This is a genomic window from Citrobacter amalonaticus, from assembly GCF_001559075.2.
GTDB classification, from domain to species: domain Bacteria; phylum Pseudomonadota; class Gammaproteobacteria; order Enterobacterales; family Enterobacteriaceae; genus Citrobacter_A; species Citrobacter_A amalonaticus_F.
The window spans coordinates 4,399,663-4,423,100 of the sequence record NZ_CP014015.2; the positions used below are offsets into that span (position 1 = coordinate 4,399,663).

The 23,438-nt window shown below is 53.9% G+C and carries 21 protein-coding genes; 11 read left to right on the forward strand and 10 right to left on the reverse strand.

Annotated features, from left to right (window positions below; all coding sequences use genetic code 11):
• The first annotated feature begins 35 nt into the window (after window positions 1-35).
• The gene (locus AL479_RS21235) at window positions 36-605 is read left to right on the forward strand and encodes a flavin reductase family protein (RefSeq protein WP_061077544.1); all 570 of its coding nucleotides are present in this window, start codon (window positions 36-38) and stop codon (window positions 603-605) included.
• Here AL479_RS21235 and AL479_RS21240 read toward each other — a convergent pair whose 3' ends face one another.
• On the reverse strand, window positions 606-1,361 hold the full coding sequence (locus tag AL479_RS21240; RefSeq protein WP_061077545.1) for a DeoR/GlpR family DNA-binding transcription regulator: 756 nt from the start codon (window positions 1,359-1,361) through the stop codon (window positions 606-608). It lies immediately after the preceding gene.
• A gap of 149 nt (window positions 1,362-1,510) precedes the next feature.
• On the opposite strand from AL479_RS21240, the gene AL479_RS21245 reads away from it, so the two are divergent.
• Both AL479_RS21245 and AL479_RS21250 read left to right on the forward strand, forming a co-directional pair.
• Window positions 1,511-1,873: a DUF4406 domain-containing protein gene (locus AL479_RS21245; RefSeq protein WP_061077546.1), complete on the forward strand. Its 363-nt coding sequence runs from the start codon at window positions 1,511-1,513 to the stop codon at window positions 1,871-1,873.
• Window positions 1,874-2,042: 169 nt separating this feature from the next.
• Complete coding sequence (locus tag AL479_RS21250; protein WP_061077547.1) at window positions 2,043-4,019, forward strand: alkyl/aryl-sulfatase; 1,977 nt, start codon at window positions 2,043-2,045, stop codon at window positions 4,017-4,019.
• Between the two features lie 41 nt (window positions 4,020-4,060).
• Here the strand turns inward: AL479_RS21250 and pptA are convergent, their stop codons facing one another.
• Window positions 4,061-4,288: a tautomerase PptA gene (gene pptA / locus AL479_RS21255; RefSeq protein ID WP_061077548.1), complete on the reverse strand. Its 228-nt coding sequence runs from the start codon at window positions 4,286-4,288 to the stop codon at window positions 4,061-4,063.
• A 64-nt stretch (window positions 4,289-4,352) separates the two neighbouring features.
• Window positions 4,353-5,357 (reverse strand): LacI family DNA-binding transcriptional regulator, encoded by a 1,005-nt coding sequence (locus AL479_RS21260; RefSeq protein ID WP_061077549.1) that lies wholly within the window; start codon window positions 5,355-5,357, stop codon window positions 4,353-4,355.
• Between the two features lie 317 nt (window positions 5,358-5,674).
• Between AL479_RS21260 and AL479_RS21270 the strand changes: the two genes are divergently transcribed.
• Both AL479_RS21270 and AL479_RS21275 read left to right on the forward strand, forming a co-directional pair.
• Window positions 5,675-6,871, forward strand: a complete 1,197-nt coding sequence (locus tag AL479_RS21270; protein ID WP_061077550.1) for an L-talarate/galactarate dehydratase — start codon at window positions 5,675-5,677, stop codon at window positions 6,869-6,871.
• Between the two features lie 72 nt (window positions 6,872-6,943).
• Window positions 6,944-8,254 (forward strand): MFS transporter, encoded by a 1,311-nt coding sequence (locus AL479_RS21275; protein ID WP_061077551.1) that lies wholly within the window; start codon window positions 6,944-6,946, stop codon window positions 8,252-8,254.
• 100 nt (window positions 8,255-8,354) lie between these two features.
• Here AL479_RS21275 and AL479_RS21280 read toward each other — a convergent pair whose 3' ends face one another.
• Window positions 8,355-8,972, reverse strand: a complete 618-nt coding sequence (locus AL479_RS21280) for a glutathione S-transferase family protein (RefSeq protein ID WP_061077552.1) — start codon at window positions 8,970-8,972, stop codon at window positions 8,355-8,357.
• 402 nt (window positions 8,973-9,374) lie between these two features.
• Here AL479_RS21280 and AL479_RS21285 point away from each other — a divergent pair, with 402 nt between their 5' ends.
• Both AL479_RS21285 and ansP read left to right on the forward strand, forming a co-directional pair.
• Window positions 9,375-10,916, forward strand: coding sequence for a methyl-accepting chemotaxis protein (locus tag AL479_RS21285; protein WP_061077553.1), 1,542 nt, complete (start codon window positions 9,375-9,377; stop codon window positions 10,914-10,916).
• A 229-nt stretch (window positions 10,917-11,145) separates the two neighbouring features.
• Window positions 11,146-12,588: an L-asparagine permease gene (gene ansP / locus AL479_RS21290; RefSeq protein WP_061077554.1), complete on the forward strand. Its 1,443-nt coding sequence runs from the start codon at window positions 11,146-11,148 to the stop codon at window positions 12,586-12,588.
• A gap of 132 nt (window positions 12,589-12,720) precedes the next feature.
• Here the strand turns inward: ansP and AL479_RS21295 are convergent, their stop codons facing one another.
• Window positions 12,721-13,782: a YncE family protein gene (locus AL479_RS21295; protein ID WP_061077555.1), complete on the reverse strand. Its 1,062-nt coding sequence runs from the start codon at window positions 13,780-13,782 to the stop codon at window positions 12,721-12,723.
• Between the two features lie 263 nt (window positions 13,783-14,045).
• Here AL479_RS21295 and pqqU point away from each other — a divergent pair, with 263 nt between their 5' ends.
• Complete coding sequence (gene pqqU, locus AL479_RS21300) at window positions 14,046-16,166, forward strand: TonB-dependent receptor PqqU (protein ID WP_061077556.1); 2,121 nt, start codon at window positions 14,046-14,048, stop codon at window positions 16,164-16,166.
• Window positions 16,167-16,222: 56 nt separating this feature from the next.
• Here pqqU and AL479_RS21305 read toward each other — a convergent pair whose 3' ends face one another.
• The 3 genes from AL479_RS21305 to AL479_RS21315 all read right to left on the reverse strand — a co-directional run bounded on the left by AL479_RS21305 (window position 16,223) and on the right by AL479_RS21315 (window position 18,909).
• Complete coding sequence (locus tag AL479_RS21305) at window positions 16,223-16,888, reverse strand: GntR family transcriptional regulator (protein ID WP_061077557.1); 666 nt, start codon at window positions 16,886-16,888, stop codon at window positions 16,223-16,225.
• A gap of 350 nt (window positions 16,889-17,238) precedes the next feature.
• Window positions 17,239-18,276 (reverse strand): NADP-dependent oxidoreductase, encoded by a 1,038-nt coding sequence (locus tag AL479_RS21310; protein WP_061077558.1) that lies wholly within the window; start codon window positions 18,274-18,276, stop codon window positions 17,239-17,241.
• 57 nt (window positions 18,277-18,333) lie between these two features.
• Window positions 18,334-18,909: a helix-turn-helix domain-containing protein gene (locus AL479_RS21315; protein WP_061077559.1), complete on the reverse strand. Its 576-nt coding sequence runs from the start codon at window positions 18,907-18,909 to the stop codon at window positions 18,334-18,336.
• Between the two features lie 37 nt (window positions 18,910-18,946).
• Between AL479_RS21315 and AL479_RS21320 the strand changes: the two genes are divergently transcribed.
• Together AL479_RS21320 and AL479_RS21325 are read left to right on the forward strand one after the other, a co-directional pair.
• Window positions 18,947-19,465 carry a GNAT family N-acetyltransferase gene (locus AL479_RS21320; protein ID WP_061077560.1) on the forward strand — a complete coding sequence of 173 codons (519 nt, stop codon included), beginning with the start codon at window positions 18,947-18,949 and terminating at the stop codon, window positions 19,463-19,465.
• On the forward strand, window positions 19,462-19,911 hold the full coding sequence (locus AL479_RS21325; protein WP_061077561.1) for a DMT family transporter: 450 nt from the start codon (window positions 19,462-19,464) through the stop codon (window positions 19,909-19,911). The genes AL479_RS21320 and AL479_RS21325 overlap by 4 nt, the downstream gene beginning before the upstream one ends.
• A 122-nt stretch (window positions 19,912-20,033) precedes the next feature.
• Here the strand turns inward: AL479_RS21325 and AL479_RS21330 are convergent, their stop codons facing one another.
• Both AL479_RS21330 and AL479_RS21335 read right to left on the reverse strand, forming a co-directional pair.
• The gene (locus AL479_RS21330) at window positions 20,034-20,267 is read right to left on the reverse strand and encodes a YdcY family protein (RefSeq protein ID WP_061077562.1); all 234 of its coding nucleotides are present in this window, start codon (window positions 20,265-20,267) and stop codon (window positions 20,034-20,036) included.
• Window positions 20,268-20,276: 9 nt separating this feature from the next.
• Complete coding sequence (locus AL479_RS21335) at window positions 20,277-21,875, reverse strand: ABC transporter substrate-binding protein (protein ID WP_061077563.1); 1,599 nt, start codon at window positions 21,873-21,875, stop codon at window positions 20,277-20,279.
• Window positions 21,876-22,134: 259 nt separating this feature from the next.
• Between AL479_RS21335 and AL479_RS21340 the strand changes: the two genes are divergently transcribed.
• On the forward strand, window positions 22,135-23,436 hold the full coding sequence (locus AL479_RS21340; protein WP_061077564.1) for an SrfA family protein: 1,302 nt from the start codon (window positions 22,135-22,137) through the stop codon (window positions 23,434-23,436).
• Window positions 23,437-23,438 lie beyond the last annotated feature (2 nt).

Sequence of the window (23,438 nt, forward strand, 5' to 3'; positions counted from 1 at the left end):
TTAATACTCAAAAAAAACCTTTGCGAGACAATTCTATGAGTCGATTCCGTCCTGTCGAATTACGCCACGCCAGCCGTCTGCTCAATCATGGCCCCACGGTACTGATCACCAGTCGCGATGAGATCAGCAACCGACGCAATATCATGGCCGCCGCGTGGTCTATGCCCGTCGAGTTTGAACCGCCGCGTCTGGCGATCGTGGTCGATAAAACGGCCTGGTCGCGCGAGTTAATTGAGCGCAGCGGCCTGTTCGGTATTGTCATTCCCGGCGTCGCCGCTACCAACTGGACTTACGCCGTTGGCAGCGTTTCCGGGCGCGATGAAGACAAATTCAACTGTTACGGCATCCCGGTGGTGAAAGGTCCGGTGCTGGGGTTGCCGGTCGTTGAGGAAAAATGTCTGGCCTGGATGGAGTGTCGCCTCCTCCCCGCCACCGCCGCGCAGGAAAAATACGACACCTTATTCGGTGAAGTGGTTTCTGCCGCTGCCGATGAGCGGGTGTTTGTCGAAGGCCGTTGGCAGTTCGATGACGACAAACTCAACACCCTGCATCATCTTGGCGCCGGTACATTTGTCACCAGCGGCAAACGCGTGACGGCGGGCTAACTACGCCGTCACCACGGTGATCCCCTTCGCGTTCATGGCGCGTATCCAGCTCTCGTCGGTGTTCTCTTCCACGACGACCGTATTAATCAGCGACACGTCGCCAATGGCAAAGGGAGACGCGGTGCTGATTTTCTCCGGCGAGGCCAGGACAATCGTTTCCGCGGCTCTGCCGGAAAATGCACGTTTGATGCACGCTTCTTCGTAATCTCCCGTGGTTAACCCCGCTTCCGGGTGAATGCCCGTCACGCCCATGAAAAAGAGATCGGCCTGAATGTTGCGCATTCCCTCAATCGTCGCCGCACCCACCGTGACAATGGAGTGTTTATACACGCGCCCACCGATAAGAATGATCTCGATAAGCGGATGATTGACCAACCCTAATGCGATGCCCGGACTGTGGGTGACGACGGTAATGTTTAAATCATCCGGCAGACACGCAATCAGCTCAGTCGTGGTCGTGCCGCCGTCAATGATCACTACCTGACCGGGGGAAATCAACGTGGCCCCTTTTTGCGCCACGCGCTTTTTGGCGTCGGTTTTCAATGATTTTCGTTCAAGAAATGGCGCTGTCGCACCAGACGATGGCAGCGCCCCGCCGTGTACGCGCTGCAGAAATCCTTCTGCGGCAAGCTCGCGCAAATCGCGGCGGATAGTGTCCTCTGAAACCGAAAACCGGTTGCTGAGCGCTTTCGACAACACCTGACCTTCGGCGGCCAGCAGTTCAAGGATCATTTTTTTACGCTGATCGGTAAGCATAGGGTTATTCCTGAATATGCACGATTTATCTTGATCATGCACGAATTTGCTGTTTATGATATTTACTCTACAAACGGAATGCCTGACAGGCAACAAAAACGTGCAGAAATGTGCATTTCTGCCTACGACAAACAAGCAACGAGGATATCATGACAGCACAACTGATTTTAATCGCCGGCCCTTATCGCAGCGGCACAGATGGAAAACAGGCTCTGATCGACGCCAACCTTCAGCGTCTGGAAGCGGCAGCGCTGGCCGTATACCAGCGCGGGCATATTCCGCTGATTGGCGAATGGCTCGCGTTGCCGCTGGCTAAGGCGGCAGGTTCCACGTCGTTAGATGATGAGATTAGCGAAGCCATGCTCTACCCGGTTGCCCACCGACTCATCGCTCGCTGTGACGCGGTTTACCGAATTGCGGGAGCGTCTAAGGGCGCCGATATGGATATCGAGGTCGCTCGTCAACATGGCCTGACGCTCTATACTTCTGTCGAGGACATCCCGCAGAACTGATCAAAAATCGTGCAGGTATCAATACACTAACAATATCTGCACGTTAATTGCCGTCTGGCTGAAGCTGGCTATAGTTAATGTTGCATTACCTCAAATTTTCACGTCAAACGCATATACACCTGCATTTCCACATCAAAATGTCCTCCATTTCGATAAGTGAGGTTTTACAATGCAACTCAATACCATCGCCAGGGGTCTACTCCTTGCCGGGCTGTTAACGTCTTTTTCTCTTCCGCTTATTGCGGCTGAAGCGCCTAAAGATGCCACTGCCGCCACTCAACAGGCGAACAATGCGCTTTATAATCAGCTGCCCTTTTCCGATAACACCGATTTTACCGATGCCCATAAAGGCTTTATTGCCCCCATTCCCCAGGAAGTGATTAAGGGCGAGCAAGGCAATGTTATCTGGAATCCTCAGCAATATGCATTCATTAAAGAAGGCGATAAATCTCCCGACTCAGTAAACCCCAGCCTCTGGCGTCAGGCGCAGTTGATTAATATTAGCGGCCTGTTTGAGGTGACGGAGGGGGTTTATCAGATCCGTAATCTTGACCTGTCGAATATGACGATTATCGAAGGTAAAGAAGGCATTACCGTTGTCGATCCGCTGGTTTCGGCAGAAACGGCGAAAGTGGGCATGGATTTGTACTTCAAGAACCGGGGTAAAAAACCGGTTGTGGCGGTGATTTACACCCACAGCCATGTGGATCACTACGGCGGCGTTCGCGGCGTGGTCGATGAAGCCGATGTGAAAGCGGGCAAGGTGAAAATCTACGCCCCTGCCGGATTCATGGAGGAAGCGGTATCAGAAAATATCATGGCCGGGAACGTGATGAGTCGCCGTGCCAGCTATATGTACGGCAACCTGCTGAAACCGGATGTTAAAGGCCAGGTCGGCGCAGGTCTGGGAACCACCACCTCCGCCGGTACGGTGACGCTGATCGCGCCGACCAATTATATTACCAAAACCGGGCAGAAAGAGGTCATTGACGGACTGACCTATGATTTCCTGATGGCGCCGGGTTCTGAAGCCCCATCCGAAATGCTGTGGTATATCGAAGAGAAGAAAATTATCGAAACCGCAGAAGATGTCACCCACACCCTGCACAACACCTATTCGCTGCGCGGCGCTAAAATTCGCCAGCCGCTGCCATGGTCCAAATACATTAATGAAGCGCTTAACCTGTGGGGCGATAAGGCCGAAATTATCCTCGCACAGCACCACTGGCCGACCTGGGGCAATGACAATGTGGTCAAATTGCTGAAAAGCCAGCGCGATTTATATCGCTATATCAACGATCAGACGCTGCGAATGGCCAACCAGGGCTTAACCCGTGATGAAATCGCCGCAAACTTTACCCTGCCGCCCTCGCTGGCCAATACCTGGGCTAACCGCGGTTACTATGGTTCGGTCAGCCATGATGTGAAGGCAACCTATGTGCTGTATCTCGGCTGGTTTGACGGCAACCCGGCTACGCTGGACGAACTGCCGCCGGAAGACGGCGCGAAGAAATTTGTGGAGTACATGGGCGGCGCCGATGCCATTCTGCAAAAAGCGAAGCAGGACTACGATCAGGGCAATTATCGTTGGGTTGCGCAAGTGGTCAGCAAGGTTGTGTTCGCCGATCCGAATAATCAGGCAGCGAGAAATCTGGAAGCGGACGCGCTGGAACAACTGGGATACCAGGCTGAATCCGGCCCGTGGCGTAACTTCTACCTGACCGGCGCGCAGGAACTGCGTAACGGCGTCGTGAAGGGGCCAACGCCAAATACCGCCAGCCCGGATACCGTACGCGCGATGACGCCTGAGATGTTCTTTGACTACCTCGCCGTCCATATTAACGGCCAAAAAGCAGCAGATGCGAAAATGGTCCTTAACTTCGATTTCGGTGACGACGGCGGTAAGTACAAAATCGAGCTGGAAAACGGCGTACTGAACCATACCGCGAACGTAGAAGACGCCAACGCCGATGCCACGATCGGCCTGTCGCGCGATGCGCTAAACCGGATTGTGTTGAAAGAAGAAACGCTGAAAGAAGCCACAGATAAAGGCGACGTAAAAATCACCGGCAATGCAGAAAAACTGAACGAACTGCTTGGCTATATGGATAAATTTGAATTCTGGTTCAATATCGTCACGCCGTAACCCGACGTTGCCCGGTCAGTTTTCGTGACCGGGCGTTTTGTTTACATGCTGTAGCCTGGCTTTTTAATCAGCACGTCCATCTGCGGTTCAATCTCGCTATCCCAGACGCCCTGCCACTTATCCTCCGGAACTTCAGTCAGCGCCACGCTCACCGAGCGTTCCTTACTTTTCAGATGACGGATGATCACCTCAGTAATATCATCGGCCAGCGCCGCTTTTTGTTCATCATTCAGGTCGCGCGGAAAACATTTAATATCAACGTGTGGCATAGCCGGTTCCTTATTGTCAGTGTGACGTTAACGCTAGCACACTCGACAACATGCATGTGTCGGTTTATGCGGATTCCCGCTCAATCAGGTGAAACCCGATATCGATAATGGCCTCTTCCACTGCCGTCTGTTCAATGCGATTCGCCAGCAGCGTGGCGGCTCGCTGACCAATGGCGCGGCGGTCGACGCTGACGGTGGTGATCGACGGGCGATTGCTGGCGGCAAAATCGAGGTCGCCAAAACCGATGACGGCCAAATCCTGCGGAATACGTAATCCACGGCTTTCCGCTTCCATCATTGCGCCCTGCGCCAGGGTATCAGAACTGCAGACAATCACGTCAAATTCCCCTTCACTGAAGAGTTGCGAAAGTCCACTGCGGCCCAGCGACAGCGACGCCGGGAGCGGCACATCCACCTGCGGCACATCATGAATTTCATGATGCGCCAGAACGCTGCACAACCCCTGCTTACGCTGACCGGCACGGCGATCGGCCGTCCACAACAAACCGGGTCGACGATACCCTTTACGCAACAGATATTCGCCGGTGGCCTGCCCGACTTTTTCATGGGAAAAACCGACCAGCATGTCGAGTGGCGTGGGGGTGAGATCCCAGATTTCCACGACTGGAATGGCCGCATTCAGAATCACTTTTTTCAGTTCGCTGGTGTGGTGAATGCCGGTTAGCACCACGCCATCGGGACGCCGCGAAAGCAGCGTGGCGACAAGTTCCGCTTCCGTCTGTTCGGTATACCCCGCCACGCACAGGAGAATATGATAGCCGCGCCTTGCCAGTTCATCGCTCAGCGACTGGATCGTATCGACGAACATGTTGTTGTTGATCTGCGGCACCACAATAGCAATCAATTTACTGCGCCGTGACGCCAGCCCCCCCGCCAGCGCGTTGGGGATATAGCCGGTCGTCCGCACCGCCTGCATCACTTTCTCAACCGTTTTGGGGCGCACTAGCTGTGGCGTATTCAGCGCCCGACTCACCGTCATGGGTGACAGTCCGGCACTGCGGGCAACATCTTCCAGCGTCGGCGCGCGAGGTGGTTTAGTGCTCTTCACTGTGGATGCCCCTGCAAAATTCACTGATTTATCTGTGCATTATTCATCATGCGTGTGGCTATTGCCAGCTTCAGACCAGGAAACGCCGCAAATACAGCAGCTTACTTTTCCGTTCGCACACTTAAATGTTAGCGCCATCATTTAATGTTGTGCATTTTACCAGAATGTTTTGGATCGTGACCTGTTTTGCAGGAATTCTTCTTTTTTATTCGCTATGTGTGATCGATTGTTCAATTCAACACCCACTCTCTGGATTAATTTTTGCCATAAGAATAGAAATGTTAGCGCAATCATTTTACATCAATCAGGAGAATGACATGTCTTTAAGTGCGAATTCTGACGCCGTAACCTATGCCAAAGCGGCCAATGCCAGAACGGCAGCGGAAACCGGCGATCGTATCGAATGGGTGAAGCTGTCACTGGCATTTCTGCCGCTGGCAACCCCGGTGAGTGACGCCAAAGTGTTGACCGGTCGCCAGAAACCGTTGACCGAGGTGGCGATTATCATTGCGGAGATCCGCAGCCGCGATGGATTTGAAGGCGTCGGCTTCAGCTATTCAAAACGCGCCGGTGGTCAGGGTATTTACGCTCATGCCAAAGAGATCGCCGACAACCTGCTGGGTGAAGACCCGAATGATATCGACAAAATCTACACCAAGCTGCTGTGGGCTGGCGCATCCGTTGGTCGCAGCGGAATGGCGGTACAGGCCATCTCCCCTATCGACATCGCCCTCTGGGACATGAAGGCCAAACGCGCTGGCCTGCCGTTGGCAAAACTGCTGGGCGCGCACCGGGATTCCGTGCAATGCTACAACACCTCCGGCGGCTTCCTGCACACGCCACTCGATCAGGTGCTGAAGAATGTGGTGATTTCGCGTGAAAACGGTATTGGCGGGATCAAACTGAAAGTCGGACAGCCCAACTGTGCCGAGGATATCCGCCGTTTAACCGCCGTTCGCGAGGCGTTGGGTGATGACTTCCCGTTAATGGTCGATGCCAACCAGCAGTGGGATCGCGAAACGGCGATCCGCATGGGGCGCAAAATGGAGCAATTTAACCTCATCTGGATTGAAGAACCGCTTGACGCCTATGATGTTGAAGGTCACGCCCAGCTTGCCGCCGCGCTGGATACCCCCATCGCCACCGGTGAAATGTTGACCAGCTTCCGCGAGCATGAACAGTTGATTCTGGGGAACGCCAGCGACTTCGTCCAGCCAGACGCCCCGCGCGTGGGCGGTATCTCACCGTTCCTGAAAATTATGGATCTGGCCGCCAAACACGGACGTAAGCTGGCGCCGCACTTTGCCATGGAAGTTCACCTGCATCTGTCCGCCGCCTATCCGCTGGAGCCGTGGCTGGAGCATTTCGAATGGCTGAACCCGTTGTTTAATGAACAGCTTGAATTGCGCGACGGACGCATGTGGGTCTCCGATCGTCACGGTCTGGGCTTCACCCTGAGCGAACAGGCGCGCCGCTGGACGCAGTTAAGTTGCGAATTTGGCAAACGCCCCTGATCCGCGTTGGCGGGAATAATTCCCGCCCTCTGACCTTACAGAACGCTTTCTGCCCTTACCGAGGAGTAGAGAATGAACACAATGATAAAACGCACTAAAGTGCGTTACAGCATCCTTATATTTTTATTTCTTGCCACTGTATTTAATTATGCCGACCGGGCAACATTATCCGTCGTCGCGCCGATTATGAGTAAAGAATTAGGCTTTGACCCGGAAGCCATGGGGCTGGCTTTTTCTTCTTTTGGTATTGCGTATGTGATCATGCAATTACCCGGCGGTTGGTTATTAGATCGCTACGGTTCGCGCCTGGTTTACGGCTGCGCGCTGATCGGCTGGTCGTTGGTGACCATGTTTCAGGGCACCATCTATCTGTATGCCAGCCCGTTGATCGTACTGATTATTCTGCGTTTATTGATGGGCGCAATCGAGGCTCCCGCCTTCCCGGCAAACAGTCGCTTAAGCGTACAATGGTTTCCGAATAATGAACGGGGTTTTGTCACCTCGGTTTATCAGGCGGCGCAATATATCTCGCTGGGAATTATTACCCCACTGATGACCATTATTTTGCATAACTTGAGCTGGCATTTTGTCTTTTATTACATCGGTGCCATTGGCGTTATTCTCGGTGTCTTCTGGTTAATTAAAGTCAAAGATCCGATGCACCATCCCAAAGTGAATCAACAGGAAATTGACTATATTCGCGAGGGTGGCGGTGAACCGACGCTGGGCAGTAAAAAAGAGCCGCAAAAGGTCTCGTTCGCGCAGATCAAAAGCGTCTGCGTCAACCGGATGATGATCGGTGTCTACATCGGGCAGTTCTGCGTCACCTCTATCACCTGGTTCTTCCTGACCTGGTTCCCGACCTACCTGTACCAGGCCAAAGGGATGTCGATTCTGAAAGTGGGCTTTGTCGCCAGTATTCCGGCGATTGCCGGATTTATTGGCGGCCTGCTCGGCGGCGTCTTCTCCGACTGGTTGCTCAAGCGCGGCTACAGCCTCACCATCGCGCGTAAACTGCCGGTAATTTGCGGCATGCTGCTCTCCTGTGTGATCGTTATTGCTAACTACACCTCTTCGGAGTTCGTGGTGATTGCCGCGATGAGCCTGGCCTTTTTCGCCAAAGGATTTGGCAACCTTGGTTGGTGCGTCCTCAGCGATACATCGCCGAAAGAGGTGCTGGGCATTGCGGGCGGCGTCTTCAATATGTGCGGCAACATGGCAAGTATCATCACCCCGCTGGTGATCGGCGTGATTCTGGCCAATACCCAGTCGTTTGACTTCGCCATTCTGTACGTCGGCTCAATGGGCCTCATTGGCCTTATTTCCTACCTGTTTATTGTTGGACCGTTGGATCGCATTACGCTAACCCCGTCTGCTGCCTGATCGTCCGTATGGCGACGCTTTCGCCCCGCTGTTTCGGGACTGCACTCCCCGGAACAGCGTTTTTTTAGTCCGCGTTTACCCGCGACCGCCGTTGCATTTTTCAGATGATCTCATTGTTTTTCAGTACCTGACGTAATTCTGCCCGCTGACACACAGCATCCGCTATCGCGCTGATATTCGGCGTATTATCCTGAAACCAGTCATGCCCCGGCCCCCAGGTGCGCATCACGCACAGATAGCAGTCGAGCAGCGTCAACTGTTCGCCGAAGGCATACGGTTCCGCGCTGAGTTGATCGTTGAGCCAGAGATAGAGTGATTTACGGTATTCAATACCGTTCTTTTTCAACTGTGCGGGCGCATCAGGAACCCAGCGTTCCGGATAGTCGGCATACGTAAATGTCGGATAGATATTGGCCACCAGCCAGATCAGCAGACGCTGAAACTGCTGACGCTCAGTACGTCCGACGGGCGGCGCCAGATCGGGGCGACGATCGAGTATCATCAGCGCAATAGCCGCCGTTTCGGTCATCACCTCGCCATTTTCAAGCGTCAGCGTCGGCACCTGACACAGCGGATTGATTTTTTGCAGCAGGTCGCGCTGCGGCCCTTCGCTGTTAAAACCGCTGACATCAACAAAACGATACGGAATATCCGCCAGCGTAAGCATTAATTCGCTGATTGCTGACCCCCACCCTGGTGCCCCATAAACCTTAATCATACTGCCTCCTGCAGGTTAAAACTCTAAGTGTAGAGTAACCTGCATTTCTGGCATGGCTTTCTGACCGTTCCTCGCGACCGATCCCTACAAAAATTAATAGGTCAGTAAAACTTATGATGTGAACCGTAATAGCACAGCCCTATTTTCTTTTTGTCATCGTTTTATCGGTCAGGTTTTACTTAAGGGAGCACCCTATACTTTCCAGGTTACGCAGATGTATTTATTTTTCATTTTAATGACATTACAGTTTAATTAAAGCATGAAAATTTCATTTTAAATACTTTCGTCATTCTTATGTTTAGTAGAGAATGCAGCATTCTAAATACATCAATCTCTATTATCCATCAGCCCAGGCTGACGGACTTTTGTGTTTATTCCGCACAGCATCACCAGGAGTCTTTCATGAGAAGTAACATTCCCGTTACACAGAAAGAGTATTTACTTAACGAGAAAACGACGCTGTTATCGACAACGAATACGCAAAGCCATATTACCTATGCGAATTCCGCGTTTATCGACGCCAGCGGATTTGGCGAAAATCAACTGATGGGCGAGCCGCACAATATCATCCGTCACCCGGATATGCCGCCTGCCGCATTTGCCGATATGTGGTTTACCCTGCAACAAGGCGACAGCTGGACCGGTATGGTCAAGAACCGCCGTCACAACGGCGATCATTACTGGGTTCGCGCCAACGTCACCCCCGTCTGGCATAACGAACAATTAACCGGATACATCTCGGTACGCACCGTTCCCGCGCGTCAGGAAATTGAGCAAAGCGAGCAGCTTTATCAAAAGATAAATAATAACAATTTCAAGGGTCATCGTTTATTTAAGGGAATTATTATCCGTCGTGGCGTGCTGGCCTGTTTGTCAGCATTTAAATGGTTATCCATCCGTCAACGTGTCAATTATGCTATCGGTATCAGTTTGCTTATCGCGTTGGGTATTATTTTCTTAGCCATTCATCCGCTTATTCAGGCAGGCGCATTTACCCTCTTGTTTTTGCTGCTGGCTATTTACCTTAAGTATCAAATTTGTCATCCGGTTAAACAGATCCTGGCCCAGATGCAGAAAGTGGTCGCCGGACGAAAACCTGACAGCATTCATTTAAACCGTGTCGATGAACTGGGGATGATGATGCGTCTGGTTAATCAGGCCGGATTAAATCTGAATTCCCTGGTGGATGATGTGAGTACCCAAATTGCCGGGATTCAGGAAATCAGCAAGCGCGTCAGTCAGGAAGGCACCGCGCTGCATAAGCGTTCCGAAGAGACCTCGGCCAACCTGCAACAAACCGCGGCAGCCATCGAAGAGATTGGCAGCGCAGTACAACAAACGGCGGATACCGCCGCTCAAACCATGACGATGGCCGACAGAACCAGCGCTAACGCCAGCGAAGGGGGCGATTTTATGAAGCAGACGATCGGCATGATGCAGTCGATTTCCCGCGACAACGGGCAGATCGTCGACATCATCGGCGTGATCGACAGTATTGCTTTCCAGACCAATATCCTTGCGCTTAACGCAGCGGTCGAAGCCGCGCGCGCCGGTGAGTCCGGGCGCGGGTTTGCGGTCGTTGCCGCCGAAGTACGAAATCTTGCACAGCACTCCGCGTCGGCTGCCAAAGAGATTACCTCGCTGATTGAGAAGAACGTCGCCAACGTCAATGCCGGGGTGAGTATGGTTGAGCAAACGGAAACCCATCTGACCGGGATGATCGACGACGTGTTCCAGATGTCGACAATGATTAAAGAAATTGGCCTTGCGACGCGTGAACAGACGCAGGCGCTGGAACTGATTAACGATTCGATCTCCCGCATCGGCACCATGACCGATAACAACGCCACGATGGTGGAAAGCGTCAGAGATGCCGCCGGCAATCTTTCCAGGCGCTCCTCACGCCTGCAACAGGCGGTGCGTGTCTTCGGCACCTCCGCCTGATTCCCCTACCCGCTCTGCCTGTTCAGAGCGGGTTCTCACTTCAGTTTTGGTTGATTATTACGCAATCTGACCATTGTGAATGGACTATTTTGCACCGTTTATTATTTGCAGGTAGGATGCTCCGCCGGTGGTGTTATCCCTACCCAGAATGACGGGAAGCATCACCCGCGTCGCGCCGGGTGGTAGCGACGAAAAGTTCGACTTATCAGACAGGTAAACAGGTAACGTAATGAATACACAAGAAACAACGGTGTCGGAGCAGCACGCGGCGAAACGACGCTGGTTGAATGCCCATGAAGAGGGGTATCACAAAGCCATGGGCAACCGTCAGGTCCAGATGATCGCCATCGGCGGCGCCATTGGGACCGGGTTATTTTTGGGGGCCGGTGCTCGTCTGCAGATGGCGGGTCCGGCGCTGGCGCTGGTCTATCTGGTCTGCGGGATCTTCTCGTTCTTTATTTTGCGCGCCTTGGGTGAACTGGTTTTACACCGCCCTTCCAGCGGCAGCTTCGTGTCGTACGCCCGTGAATTTCTCGGTGAGAAAGCCGCCTACGTCGCGGGATGGATGTACTTCATCAACTGGGCAATGACGGGTATTGTCGATATCACTGCTGTCGCGCTGTATATGCACTACTGGGGCGCGTTTGGCGACGTTCCGCAATGGGTCTTTGCCCTCGGCGCGCTGGCGATTGTTGGCACCATGAACATGATTGGCGTGAAGTGGTTTGCGGAGATGGAATTCTGGTTCGCACTGGTCAAAGTGCTGGCCATTGTTCTCTTTCTGGTGGTCGGCACGATATTCCTCGGCTCGGGTAAACCGCTGGACGGTAACGCCACAGGTTTTCATCTGATTACGGATAACGGCGGATTCTTCCCCCACGGCCTGCTGCCAGCGCTGGTGTTGGTGCAAGGGGTGGTCTTTGCTTTTGCGTCTATCGAACTGGTGGGAACCGCCGCTGGCGAGTGTAAAGATCCGCAGACGATGGTGCCGAAAGCCATCAACAGCGTGATCTGGCGTATCGGCTTGTTCTACGTCGGTTCGGTGGTACTGCTGGTTCTGCTGTTGCCATGGAACGCCTATCAGGCGGGGCAAAGCCCATTTGTCACCTTCTTTTCAAAACTTGGCGTGCCTTACATTGGCAGCATCATGAACATCGTTGTGCTAACCGCCGCCCTCTCGAGCCTGAACTCCGGCCTCTATTGTACCGGGCGTATTTTGCGTTCGATGGCAATGGGCGGTTCTGCGCCAACATTCATGAGTAAGATGAGCCGTCAGCATGTGCCCTACGCGGGAATTCTGGCGACGCTGGCGGTGTACATTGTCGGGGTTTTTCTCAACTATCTGGTGCCGTCGCAGGTCTTCGAAATCGTGCTGAACTTTGCGTCACTGGGGATCATCGCCTCATGGGGCTTTATCGTGGTCTGCCAGCTGCGTCTGCGTCAGGCGATCAAAGAAGGGAAAGCCGCCGATGTCAGCTTCAAACTGCCTGGTGCGCCGTTTACCTCGTGGTTAACGCTACTGTTCCTGGTGAGCGTACTGGTGCTGATGGCATTCGATTATCCGAACGGGACCTGGACCATTGCTTCCCTGCCGCTGATTGCCATCCTGCTGGTCGCTGGCTGGTATGGCGTGCGTAAACGCGTGGCGGAAATACACCGGACTGCGCCATAAATAATAAGGCCTGCACTTTCGGGCAGGCCTTATCAGATTGCACCTTCACGTATCTGCCGGGTGACGGTTTCGCCTTACCCGGCCTACAACACCACTCAGGCGATAGTCATAACATAACCGCCCTCGGGCGTCTTACAGGGCGATGCGAATCACATCATCCGGTTCAGTCGCTTCTTTCTCACGCGTGGATTTTTGCTTCACGCTTACGTACAGCGTTTTGCCATCGGCTGACAGCGCCAGGCTGTTCGGGAAGGTCGGTGTATCAAACGTTTTCACCACTTTGTAGCTCTTCGCGTCAATCACGCTCACTTTACCCGCCTGACGGTGCGTGACGTAGGCTTCGTTACGCGTTGGGTTGAACAGAACGGCCAGCGACTCCGGCGCCGCGACTTTCGCCAGCACGTTGCCGTTACGGGTATCGACGACCAACACTTCAGCCGCTTTTGAGTCGGTTACAAATGCGCGATGGCCTGCCGTATCAAGGCTCAGGTTGATGAAGAAGTGTTCTTTGCCATCATCCAGCAGTTTTTTACGACTGCGGATTTTGTTGCTGGCGGTATCGATGGTAATGAATTCACCATCGGCATTGGTGGTGTACAGCCGTTTCGCCTGGCTGTCGATCGCCAGACCCGTGCTCATCTTACCGGTATTCTGGATTGTTTCTTTCAGCGCTATTTTTTCGCCATCCACCACCCAGATCACGCTCTCTTTGCCGAGACCGCTGATATAGACCGTATTGGTCGCTTCATCGGCAACCAGTTCACGCGGCTGTAGCGGACGCACATCTTCTGAGCGCTTACGGGCATCGAGAACCAGTCGCCCTTTCACTTCACTCGTTTTCGCATCAATAGCCGTCACCGCACTGTTGACCGTGTTGCCGAACCACAGCGTCTGGGTCGCATTGTTGATGGTGGCACCAAACGGTTTGAGATCGTTGTGGATAGCTTGCGTGACTTCCAGCGTCACCGGATCAAGACGATAGACGATACCGCCCTTGTCCAGCTTGCGGCTCTGCGAGGTAGCCAGCCACAGCGCGTTTTCCTGCTGGCTGTAGGCCATTTCGTAGGCGCCTTTGCCCACGCCTTTACGCAGCATTTCTTCTGCAGCCTGAGCGCTGAATGAAGAAGCAACCAGCAGTGAACCTAACAGCAATGACCCCCGCAGGCGCGGCGAGAATAGATGACGAAAATGCATGACGACTCCCTTTGATAAATAGCTATTTTGCTGCTTCACATCGCTTCAACGAGCAACATCCTGGTATTGCTCTTGTTTATAGATGGGAATGGTAATCATTATTCATGTGAATGTGGAGCATTTATTCGCATTCTGGCTACAATCTTCTTAATTTCTCCATTAATTCTTAACGCATCGCGCCGTTAAAATTTTCAAACATTTACAAATCCATTAACATAGAACTTACATACCTCTGGGTACGTTCAATTTAACTGGCCTTTTTCATGAAGATTATTTCCGCACGACATACCGCAGTTCCCGCACTTTTTCTCCCGCTCGTCTTTTCATCGCCAGTTCTGGCAGATGAGGCTAGCGATGCCCAAACCATGATCGTCAGCGCTTCGCCCCAGGCAATATCAGAGCTGGATACCCCGGCAGCCGTCAGCGTCGTCGACGGCGATGAGATTCGCCTGGCCGCGCCGCGCATCAACCTGTCGGAATCGCTGACCCGCGTGCCGGGACTACAGGTACAAAACCGGCAAAACTATGCGCAGGATCTGCAGATTTCGATGCGCGGATTCGGCTCCCGATCCACCTATGGGATCCGCGGTATCCGTCTGTATGTTGACGGGATTCCGGCGACGATGCCGGACGGTCAGGGGCAGACATCGAACATCGATCTCAGCAGCGTGCAGAACGTTGAAGTGCTGCGCGGACCCTTCTCTGCGCTATACGGTAATGCTTCCGGCGGAGTGATGAATGTCACTACCCAAACCGGTCAGCAGCCGCCGACGATAGAAGCGAGCAGCTATTACGGCAGTTTCGGGAGCTGGCGTTATGGGCTGAAAGCCACGGGCGCGATGGGTGATGGCACTCAGGCGGGCGACGTGGATTACACGGTCTCCACTACCCGTTTCACCACCCACGGTTATCGCGATCGCAGCGGCGCGCAAAAAAATCTGGCCAACGCAAAACTGGGCGTACGTATCGATGACGCCAGCAAGCTGAGTCTGATTTTCAATAGCGTCGATATTAAAGCCGACGATCCGGGGGGGCTGACTGAAGCGGAATGGCGGGCGGATCCCCAACAATCCCCCCGCGCTGAACAATACAACACGCGCAAAACCATCAAACAGACCCAGGCCGGATTACGTTATGAGCGTCAGCTCAGCGCGCAGGATGACATGAGCGTCATGATGTACGCCGGAGAACGCGAAACCACGCAGTATCAGTCGATCCCTATGGCGCCACAGCTTCGCCCCTCTCATGCGGGCGGCGTGATCGCTTTGCAGCGTCATTACCAGGGTATCGACAGTCGCTGGACGCATCGCGGGGAACTGGGCGTCCCCGTGACCTTCACCACCGGTTTGAACTACGAGAACATGAGTGAAAACCGTAAAGGCTATAACAACTATCGACTGAACAATGGCGTGCCGGAGTACGGTCAGAAAGGCGATCTGCGCCGCGATGAACGTAACCTGATGTGGAACGTGGATCCCTATCTGCAAACCCAGTGGCAACTGACTGACAAACTCTCGCTCGATGCGGGCGTGCGCTACAGTTCGGTGTGGTTCGATTCCAACGATCATTATGTCACGCCAGGCAATGGCGATGACAGCGGTGAGGCCAGCTACCATCAGTGGTTGCCTGCTGGTTCGCTGAAATACGCCTTAACCGAGGCGTGGAACCTCTATCTCGCCGCGGGCCGGGGCTTCGAAACGCCGACCATCAACGAGCTTTCCTACCGCGCAGACGGGCAAAGCGGGATGAACTTTGATCTCAAACCCTCAACCAACGATACGGTGGAAATTGGCAGTAAGACCCGGATCGGTGACGGGTTGCTGACGGCGGCGCTTTTCCAGACCGATACCGACGATGAACTGGTGGTAGATTCCAGCAGCGGCGGACGCACGACCTATAAGAATGCCGGTAAGACGCGTCGCCAGGGGGCGGAGCTCGCCTGGGATCAACGCATTGCCGGAAACTGGCGGTTCAACGCCTCATGGACCTGGCTGGATGCCACTTATCGCAGTAACGTGTGTAACGACCAGAACTGCAGTGGTAACCGAATGCCCGGCATCGCACGCAACATGGGGTTTGCCTCGCTGGGCTACGTGCCTGATGAGGGCTGGTATGCGGGTGCCGATGCGCGCTATATGGGCGATATCATGGCCGACGATGAAAACACCGCCAAAGCGCCGTCTTACACCGTCGTCGGCCTGAATACCGGCTATAAATTTAACCTCAGCAGTCTGACGGTGGACGTGTTTGGTCGTGTCGATAACCTCTTCGACAAAGAGTATGTCGGCTCGGTCATTGTGAATGAGTCGAATGGCCGCTACTACGAACCGGCGCCAGGACGAAACTATGGCGTTGGTGTCAATCTGGCCTGGCGTTTTGAGTAAAATCGATTATTCATGACGTACTAGCGGGGATATTCCCCGCTATATTTAAGCCAGACTTAATGATGGTATTGTTGTTTAATTATCGCTACATTTTTATTGATGAGATCAATTAAACAATGACGGCTGGCGTCTTTATTTCCCGCCGCCATCACATTCAGCAATTCCTGATAATGCCCGACGTTGTGTTGATACGCATCATGCTTCGCCCTGTCATAGAGAAAATGCAGACTCGGCCCCATGCGCACCCAAAGTTGCTCGATCATTTCAACCAGGGTGGGCATATTTGCAAACTGATAGATTTTGAAGCGCAACGCCCGGTTCGCCAGCAGGCGATCCTCAACCGTACCACTCTCGTGGGCCTGCTGATAGTCCGCCAGAAGCGCATGCAGAATGTCCATCCGCTCCGCCGTCACCTCGCCCGTCGCCGTCATTACCGCCATGCCTTCAAGCTCGCAGCGGATGTGTATGATCTCGCTAAACCGCGACATCGTGATATCCGGAACCATAAACGCCTGTGCGGGCGCGATTGCCAACGCGCTGGCGGAGACCAGTCGTAGCAGCGCTTCCCGGACCGGGGTGATACTGATCCCCATCTCCTGCGCGATATTCTTGGTGATAAGCCTGGCCCCGGGGCGTAAAGCGCCAATGCTTAGTTTGTCTTTTAGCCCTCTTTCAACCTGCGTGGTCAGACTTATATGTTGCGTTTTTTCCATACCAGGCATTCTATTTCTTCACCTCATAACATAGCCAATCGCAATTAAGCTAAATCGCCTAATTGATATAAATATCGCCTGGTATGAAAAATGTAAAACGTAAAGAACAGTAATTTACCCACGTTATTTTAACTGCCCCGACAGATTATTCGTCGGTTACGCGGTGCTATAAACCCGTCATACTTCAAGTTGCAGATGCGTTGGCTGCGCTCATTCCCCCCAGTCACTTACTTGAGTAAGCTCCTGGGGATTCACTCCCTTGCCGCCTTCCTGAAACTCGAATTATTTAGGGTATAATTAAAGCTGGAATTTAAAAATTTGCCCATTTTTTTATGGCGGCTCTCGCCGCCAGATATTGTTTACGCGTCGTCGGCCAGACGTATCACCACTTTGCCAAAGTTTTTACCGGTCAGCAGGCCGATGAAAGCCTGCGGTGCATTTTCCAGGCCGTCGGTAACCTGCTCGCGGTAGTGGATTTTCCCCTCTTTCACCCAGCGCCCCATCTCCTGCTGGAATTCGTGAATGCGATGCCCGTAATCCTGACCGATGATAAAGCCCTGCATACGGATCCGTTTCTTCAGCAGCGTCGCCATCAGCAGCGGCAGTCTGTCAGGCCCTGCCGGTAAGTTTGTCGCGTTATAACCGCTGACCAGACCACAAACAGGGATCCGCGCCGAGGTATTCAGCAACGGCAGCACGGCATCAAACACTTTCCCGCCCACGTTTTCGTAGTAGACATCAATACCTTGCGGGCAGGCTTTCGCCAGTTGTTCAGCAAAATCGCTGGCATGGTGATCCAGACAGAGATCGAAGCCCAGCACCTCGGTAGCATGACGGCATTTTTCCGCACCGCCAGCCACGCCCACCACGCGACAGCCCTTCAGCTTACCGATTTGTCCAACCGTGGCGCCGACAGGACCGGTGGCGGCCGCTACGACCAGCGTCTCGCCCGCTTTTGGCTGGCCAATGTCCAGTAATCCCATATAAGCGGTGAATCCGGGCATCCCCAGCACGCCAAGCGCCCATGACGGATTCTCAGGATGATCCCCAAGCTTCACCAGTTCCGTGCCGTCGGAGATCGCATAATCCTGCCAGCCGCTGTAGCTCAAAACCCATTCACCCGGTTTATAGTCAGGATGGTTTGACGTCACAACACGACTGACGGTGCCCCCCACCATCACACCGCCTATCTCAACCGGCGGCGAGTATGACGGTTCATCGCTCATACGCCCGCGCATATAGGGATCGAGCGAGAGAAAAATCGTACGCAGTAAAACCTGACCTTCGCCAGGGGTGGCGACATCGTCCTCTTCCAGACGAAAATTCTCTGCCACCGGCGCGCCATGGGGCCGGGATGCTAACACCCAGCGACGGTTACGGTGTGTTTGTTGAGCCATGATGTTCTCCTCTGCTTTTGGCATGAATCCATCAATAGTAGCAGGCCGCGGCGGTCATTAACTCCCGGCCTGATTTAAGCGCACAACGAGGTAAACGCAGGGTTGCGCCGTCTCATTGATAAAACGACAGTCATTCGGCGGCCCCAGTTCCAGGCAGTCACCCGCCTTCATCTCGTGGCGCGTGTCACCTTCCACAAACACCAGTTCGCCCTGCTGCAGCCAGATCAGCTGCCGGGCCTGAACATACGATGACGCAGGCATCGGGATATCGCTGCCCGCCGGCAATTCAATTTGCACCAGATCGATCGGTAAATCGCTGCGCGGCGACACATGGCGGCGCAGATAGTGGCTCTGCGGGTCGTGCCAGACGGGCTGATCGGCGAAACGGGACAGTTTGCCCTCCTGCATTTCAGCACGGGCAATCAGCGTGGACATACTGATGCCAAACGCCCCTGAGAGCCTGCCAAGCAGCGTCGCCGTTGGACTGCTTTCACCGCGTTCAATTTTGTGGATCATCGCGCGCGACACGCCTGCCCGTTCAGCCAGATCGGTAAGCGACCAGCTGCGGGATTCTCGTTCAATGCGAATTCTTGCACTGATCCGTTGATTTATGCTGTCTTCAATAGTATTCATATCGTAATACTATAGTGAACAACCCCTGAGGTTCAACATGTCTATTCGATTCGCCAGCAAAGAGGACTGCGCCGCCATCGCAGAGATCTATAACCATGCGGTGCTGCATACGGCGGCCATCTGGAACGACCAGACGGTCGATACTGATAATCGCATCGCATGGTATGAGGCGCGGCAGGCGCTGGGTTATCCGGTACTGGTGAGCGTGGAAGGTGACGTTGTCACAGGCTACGCCTCATTTGGGGACTGGCGCAACTTTGATGGCTTTCGCCATACCGTCGAACACTCGGTGTATGTCCATCCGGATCATCAGGGAAAAGGACTGGGACGCCAGTTACTGAGCCGGTTAATTGAGGAAGCCCGCCGCTGTGGTAAACATGTGATGGTCGCCGGCATTGAGTCACAGAACCACGCCTCATTGCATCTGCACGAAACGCTCGGGTTTAACACCACAGCGCAGATGCCGCAGGTAGGCACCAAATTTGGCCGCTGGCTGGATCTGACCTTCATGCAGTTACAGCTTGACGATCGCCGCGAACCGGACGCGCACGGATGAACCAGTCGCTCACCCTCGCCTTCCTGATCGCCGCCGGTATCGGTCTGGTGGTGCAAAACACCCTGATGGTGCGGATTACGCAAACCTCATCGACTATCCTGATCGCTATGTTACTGAACTCGCTGGTCGGAATTGTGCTGTTTGTCAGCATTCTGTGGTTTAAACAGGGAATGGCGGGATTTGGTGAGCTGGTCGCCAGCGTGCGCTGGTGGACGCTGATTCCGGGGCTGCTGGGCTCGTTTTTCGTTTTCGCCAGCATCAGCGGCTATCAGCATGTGGGGGCTGCGACCACGATTGCGGTACTGGTCGCCAGCCAGCTCATTGGCGGTCTCGTACTGGATATTCTACGCAGCCACGGCGTCCCGCTCAGAGCCTTGATTGGCCCGGTCTGCGGCGCCGTAATGCTGGTGGTCGGCGCCTGGCTGGTGGCCAGACGCCAGTTTTGAACGCCTGATGACGCTACGCTTATCAGGCCTACACCCTATGCCGGATAAGCGCACCGTCATCCGGTACACCATTTCCCCGTAGGCCGGATAAGCGCAGCGTCATCCGGCACACTGCACCAAAATCAAAGGATCGAGCCGCCTTTCGTGAGTTGTTCGCGACGCGCTTCCATATCTTCCTTATGCTGACGACCGTGATGCGCAATTGCGGTTCTTAACCGCTGCTGTTGCGTATAGCGGTCTTCGCGGCTTAACTGCGCATCATCGCTCAGGGCTACCAACAGTTCGTTCATATGGGTAATGATGCCCTCATCAATGGCGGCATCAACACGGGCGCTGACCTCATCCAGGTGCGACATAAAAACTCCTTAATTCAGTTTTGCTTTTGAAAAATCACTGCCCATCAGGCTGACGCTGTAACCGGTCACGTTACTGCGCGTGGCGTAGAACGTTTTGCCGTTTGCCAGCGCAATCCACGGCGCCTGCTGATAATAAATCTCTTGCGCCTGCTGGTAGAGTTTCACACGCTCTTCCGGCTTGCTGACCAGCTTCGCTTTCTGGACCAGTGAATCATACTCTTTATCGCACCAGCGTGCGGCATTCGATCCGGTCTTGATGCTGTTGCAGCTCAGCAGCACATCGGCAAAGTTGTCCGGGTCGCCGTTATCCGACATCCAGCCAAACAGCGCGCTGTCATGTTCGCCTTTACGCATACCGGAAAGGTATTCGCCCCACTCGTAAGAGACAATCTTCGCCTTGACCCCCACTTTTGCCCAGTCGCTTTGAATCATCTCGGCAATGCGTCGCGAGTTAGGGTTATACGGACGCTGCACCGGCATTGACCAGAGCGTCACCTCAAACCCTTTATCCTGCCCGGCTTGTTTCAGCAGTTCTTTCGCTTTCTCCGGGTCGTACGCGTAATCCTTCAGTTCCGGGTTAAAACCCATCATGTTTGGCGGGATCGGTGATTTTGCCACTTTCGCCGAACCGAGGAAGACGGCTTTCACGATCGCCTGTTTATCGGTGGCGTAGTTCAGCGCCTGACGCACCAGCACATTATCAAACGGCTTTTTCTCGGTGTTAAAGGCCAGATAACCGACGTTGAGCGCCTCAACGGCATGCAGCGTCAGATCGTTATTCTTTTTGATTTCATCAAACTGCACCGGTGATGGCGCCGGGATAATCTGACATTCGTTGGTTTGCAGTTTCGCCATCCGCGTCTGAACGTTTGGCGTGATGGAGAAGATCAGATGCTTTGTCGGCACCTCGCCGTCCCAGTAATTCGGGTTCGCCAGATAGCGAATCTGCGAATCCTGCTTGTACTGTTGCAGCACGTACGGGCCGGTACCAATCGGCCAGTTATCGACGTTTTCCGGTGTCCCTTTTTTCAGCATGGCGTCGGCGTATTCCGCCGAGAGAATCGAGGCAAAATCCATTCCCCAGTCGGCAAGGAACGCGGCGTTTGGCTCACTCAGCACAAACTGCACGTGGTAGTCGTCGACCTTTTTCACCTCTTTAATCAGCTTATCGAAGCCGACGTCGTTGAAATACTCGTAGCTGCCCTGCGACACATTGTGGTACGGGTGCGTGGCCTCTTTCTGGCGTAATACCGAGAAAATAACGTCATCGGCGTTGAAATCGCGGGTCGGCTTGAAGAACTTGTTGCTGTTGAACTTCACGCCCTGACGCAGCGTAAAGGTATAGGTTTTGCCATCCTCTGAAATGGTCCAGTCCGTTGCCAGCGACGGTACCGGCGTGTTTTTTACCGGGTCGAAATTGATCAGCCGGTTGTAGAGCACCTGCGAACTGGCGACAAACGACGGACCTGAGCTGGCAATTTGCGGATTAAAGGATTCTGGCGAAGCTTCTGAACAGTAAACAATCGTATCGTTATTTGCCGCAAGCGCGGCTCCGGTCGGTAGCACCGCACTGAGCGCCAGTGCGAGCAGCGTTTTCCCTGTGGACATGATATGAACCTTCATCGTTATTATTGAGGGGGTTATAGGAGCATAGATTAAGAAAACTGAAAAATAACAAATCCGTCTCAGGTTATGCGAATCCGCGCATTTTTGTTGGATCTTTCGCCACAGAATTTCCGTTAAGGCTTTTCGAAAACGTCAACGCCTCTATGCCCAGAAAATTCACCCCTTTTTGCCTCTCTTCCACCGTTTGCCTGAGCCACGAATCCGTAAAGTAGATGCGTGAAAAAGTCTTAGGGACCTTATCGTGGCAAAAACACTCTTGCGCAGCGGCAATCTGGATGATTATCAGGCCGTCGGCGGTGGCGGCCAGGCCGTCTTTGATTCAGCACTACAAATTCGTGAAACGCTCCGTCTGCGTAAGCAGCAGGCGATGGTAGATTGTCTCGCCATTCCACAAGTCAATGACAGCGGCGATCGGGTTGACTGGTATTCCCCTCTCGAAGGCGCATCCGTCGCGTGGAAAGCCGCCGATGAAGAGGCTCGCTTTCGCGCCCTGCGCTACCTTTCCGCGACGCTGGAAAGCGCCGCATCGCTGAGCCGCAAAAGCCTGCAGTCCGGGAAAACATCATTGCAGCTGTTTGGTTCGCTGCTGGAAAAGGCCGTCCAGTTTCCGGGTGAGAATCACGTTTTTCTGGTAGATGGCAAACCGGTCATCACTTTTTGGGGATTTATCAATCTCAATGAGAACACCCGTGAGGATGTACTGGAATGCCTGCGCATCCAGGAAGAACCCGAACCGGAAATTCATATTGAACCAGAACCTGTCGAAGAGCCCGCTCCTGAAGTGACGTTTGCCCAGGCGGATGAACCGCTGCTCTCCACGCCAATCGTGCCAGTCAGCGAGCCTGAACCGGTGATTCCCCCGCAGCCGGTTCCCGTGATCACAGAAGAAAAAGTGACGCCTGTTCCGGTCAAACCGTTACGTCGTCTGCCGCTCTGGAGTCTGCCTGTCGCCGCGGTGATCGTTGCCGCCATTGCCGCCCCGCTGCTGTGGAAATCGCCGACACCCGCCATTGCCACAGAAGTGGTCAATGCGCCTCAACCGGAAATGGCGCCTTTGCCAACGCTCATCGTCGCGCTGCCGCTGCATCAGGCAGAGGTCATTGCGCCAGTGAAAAAAGATAAACCGGCCGATGAGCCGGTGGTGATTGCCGCGATCCCGAAAGACGCGCTGGTAATGGATGCGAATCAGATGAAGGCTGGCACCACGCGCTTTCTCAACGGGAACTGGCGTGTCATGGTGGACGTGAAAGATCCCGTCACCGGTAAAGCGCCGTCTCTGCGTTACCAGATCCAGAACAATAAAGGTACGGCGCGCGTGGTTCACGGCGATAACATCGTCTGCCGCGCGGATCTCTTCTCAGGGCTACATCAGAGCGGGGAATTAATGATTAAGAGTCGCGGTAATGCGCGCTGCACCGACGGTTCACGTTATCCGATGCCGGAAATCACCTGTAAAACCGGGACCAACGATGTCGCCGTTTGTACCGCTCGCTTTGATGCGAAAGCCGCGATCCCGTTGACGTTCAAGAAGACAGGGGCCTGATT

Excerpts from the sequence above, each read along its gene's own strand:
- AL479_RS21235 (WP_061077544.1), top strand. The coding sequence starts at position 36 with ATGAGTCGATTCCGTCCTGTCGAATTACGCCACGCCAGCCGTCTGCTC.
- AL479_RS21240 (WP_061077545.1), bottom strand. The coding sequence starts at position 1,361 with ATGCTTACCGATCAGCGTAAAAAAATGATCCTTGAACTGCTGGCCGCC.
- AL479_RS21245 (WP_061077546.1), top strand. The coding sequence starts at position 1,511 with ATGACAGCACAACTGATTTTAATCGCCGGCCCTTATCGCAGCGGCACA.
- AL479_RS21250 (WP_061077547.1), top strand. The coding sequence starts at position 2,043 with ATGCAACTCAATACCATCGCCAGGGGTCTACTCCTTGCCGGGCTGTTA.
- pptA (WP_061077548.1), bottom strand. The coding sequence starts at position 4,288 with ATGCCACACGTTGATATTAAATGTTTTCCGCGCGACCTGAATGATGAA.
- AL479_RS21270 (WP_061077550.1), top strand. The coding sequence starts at position 5,675 with ATGTCTTTAAGTGCGAATTCTGACGCCGTAACCTATGCCAAAGCGGCC.
- AL479_RS21275 (WP_061077551.1), top strand. The coding sequence starts at position 6,944 with ATGAACACAATGATAAAACGCACTAAAGTGCGTTACAGCATCCTTATA.
- AL479_RS21280 (WP_061077552.1), bottom strand. The coding sequence starts at position 8,972 with ATGATTAAGGTTTATGGGGCACCAGGGTGGGGGTCAGCAATCAGCGAA.
- AL479_RS21285 (WP_061077553.1), top strand. The coding sequence starts at position 9,375 with ATGAGAAGTAACATTCCCGTTACACAGAAAGAGTATTTACTTAACGAG.
- ansP (WP_061077554.1), top strand. The coding sequence starts at position 11,146 with ATGAATACACAAGAAACAACGGTGTCGGAGCAGCACGCGGCGAAACGA.
- AL479_RS21295 (WP_061077555.1), bottom strand. The coding sequence starts at position 13,782 with ATGCATTTTCGTCATCTATTCTCGCCGCGCCTGCGGGGGTCATTGCTG.
- pqqU (WP_061077556.1), top strand. The coding sequence starts at position 14,046 with ATGAAGATTATTTCCGCACGACATACCGCAGTTCCCGCACTTTTTCTC.
- AL479_RS21305 (WP_061077557.1), bottom strand. The coding sequence starts at position 16,888 with ATGCCTGGTATGGAAAAAACGCAACATATAAGTCTGACCACGCAGGTT.
- AL479_RS21310 (WP_061077558.1), bottom strand. The coding sequence starts at position 18,276 with ATGGCTCAACAAACACACCGTAACCGTCGCTGGGTGTTAGCATCCCGG.
- AL479_RS21315 (WP_061077559.1), bottom strand. The coding sequence starts at position 18,909 with ATGAATACTATTGAAGACAGCATAAATCAACGGATCAGTGCAAGAATT.
- AL479_RS21320 (WP_061077560.1), top strand. The coding sequence starts at position 18,947 with ATGTCTATTCGATTCGCCAGCAAAGAGGACTGCGCCGCCATCGCAGAG.
- AL479_RS21325 (WP_061077561.1), top strand. The coding sequence starts at position 19,462 with ATGAACCAGTCGCTCACCCTCGCCTTCCTGATCGCCGCCGGTATCGGT.
- AL479_RS21330 (WP_061077562.1), bottom strand. The coding sequence starts at position 20,267 with ATGTCGCACCTGGATGAGGTCAGCGCCCGTGTTGATGCCGCCATTGAT.
- AL479_RS21335 (WP_061077563.1), bottom strand. The coding sequence starts at position 21,875 with ATGTCCACAGGGAAAACGCTGCTCGCACTGGCGCTCAGTGCGGTGCTA.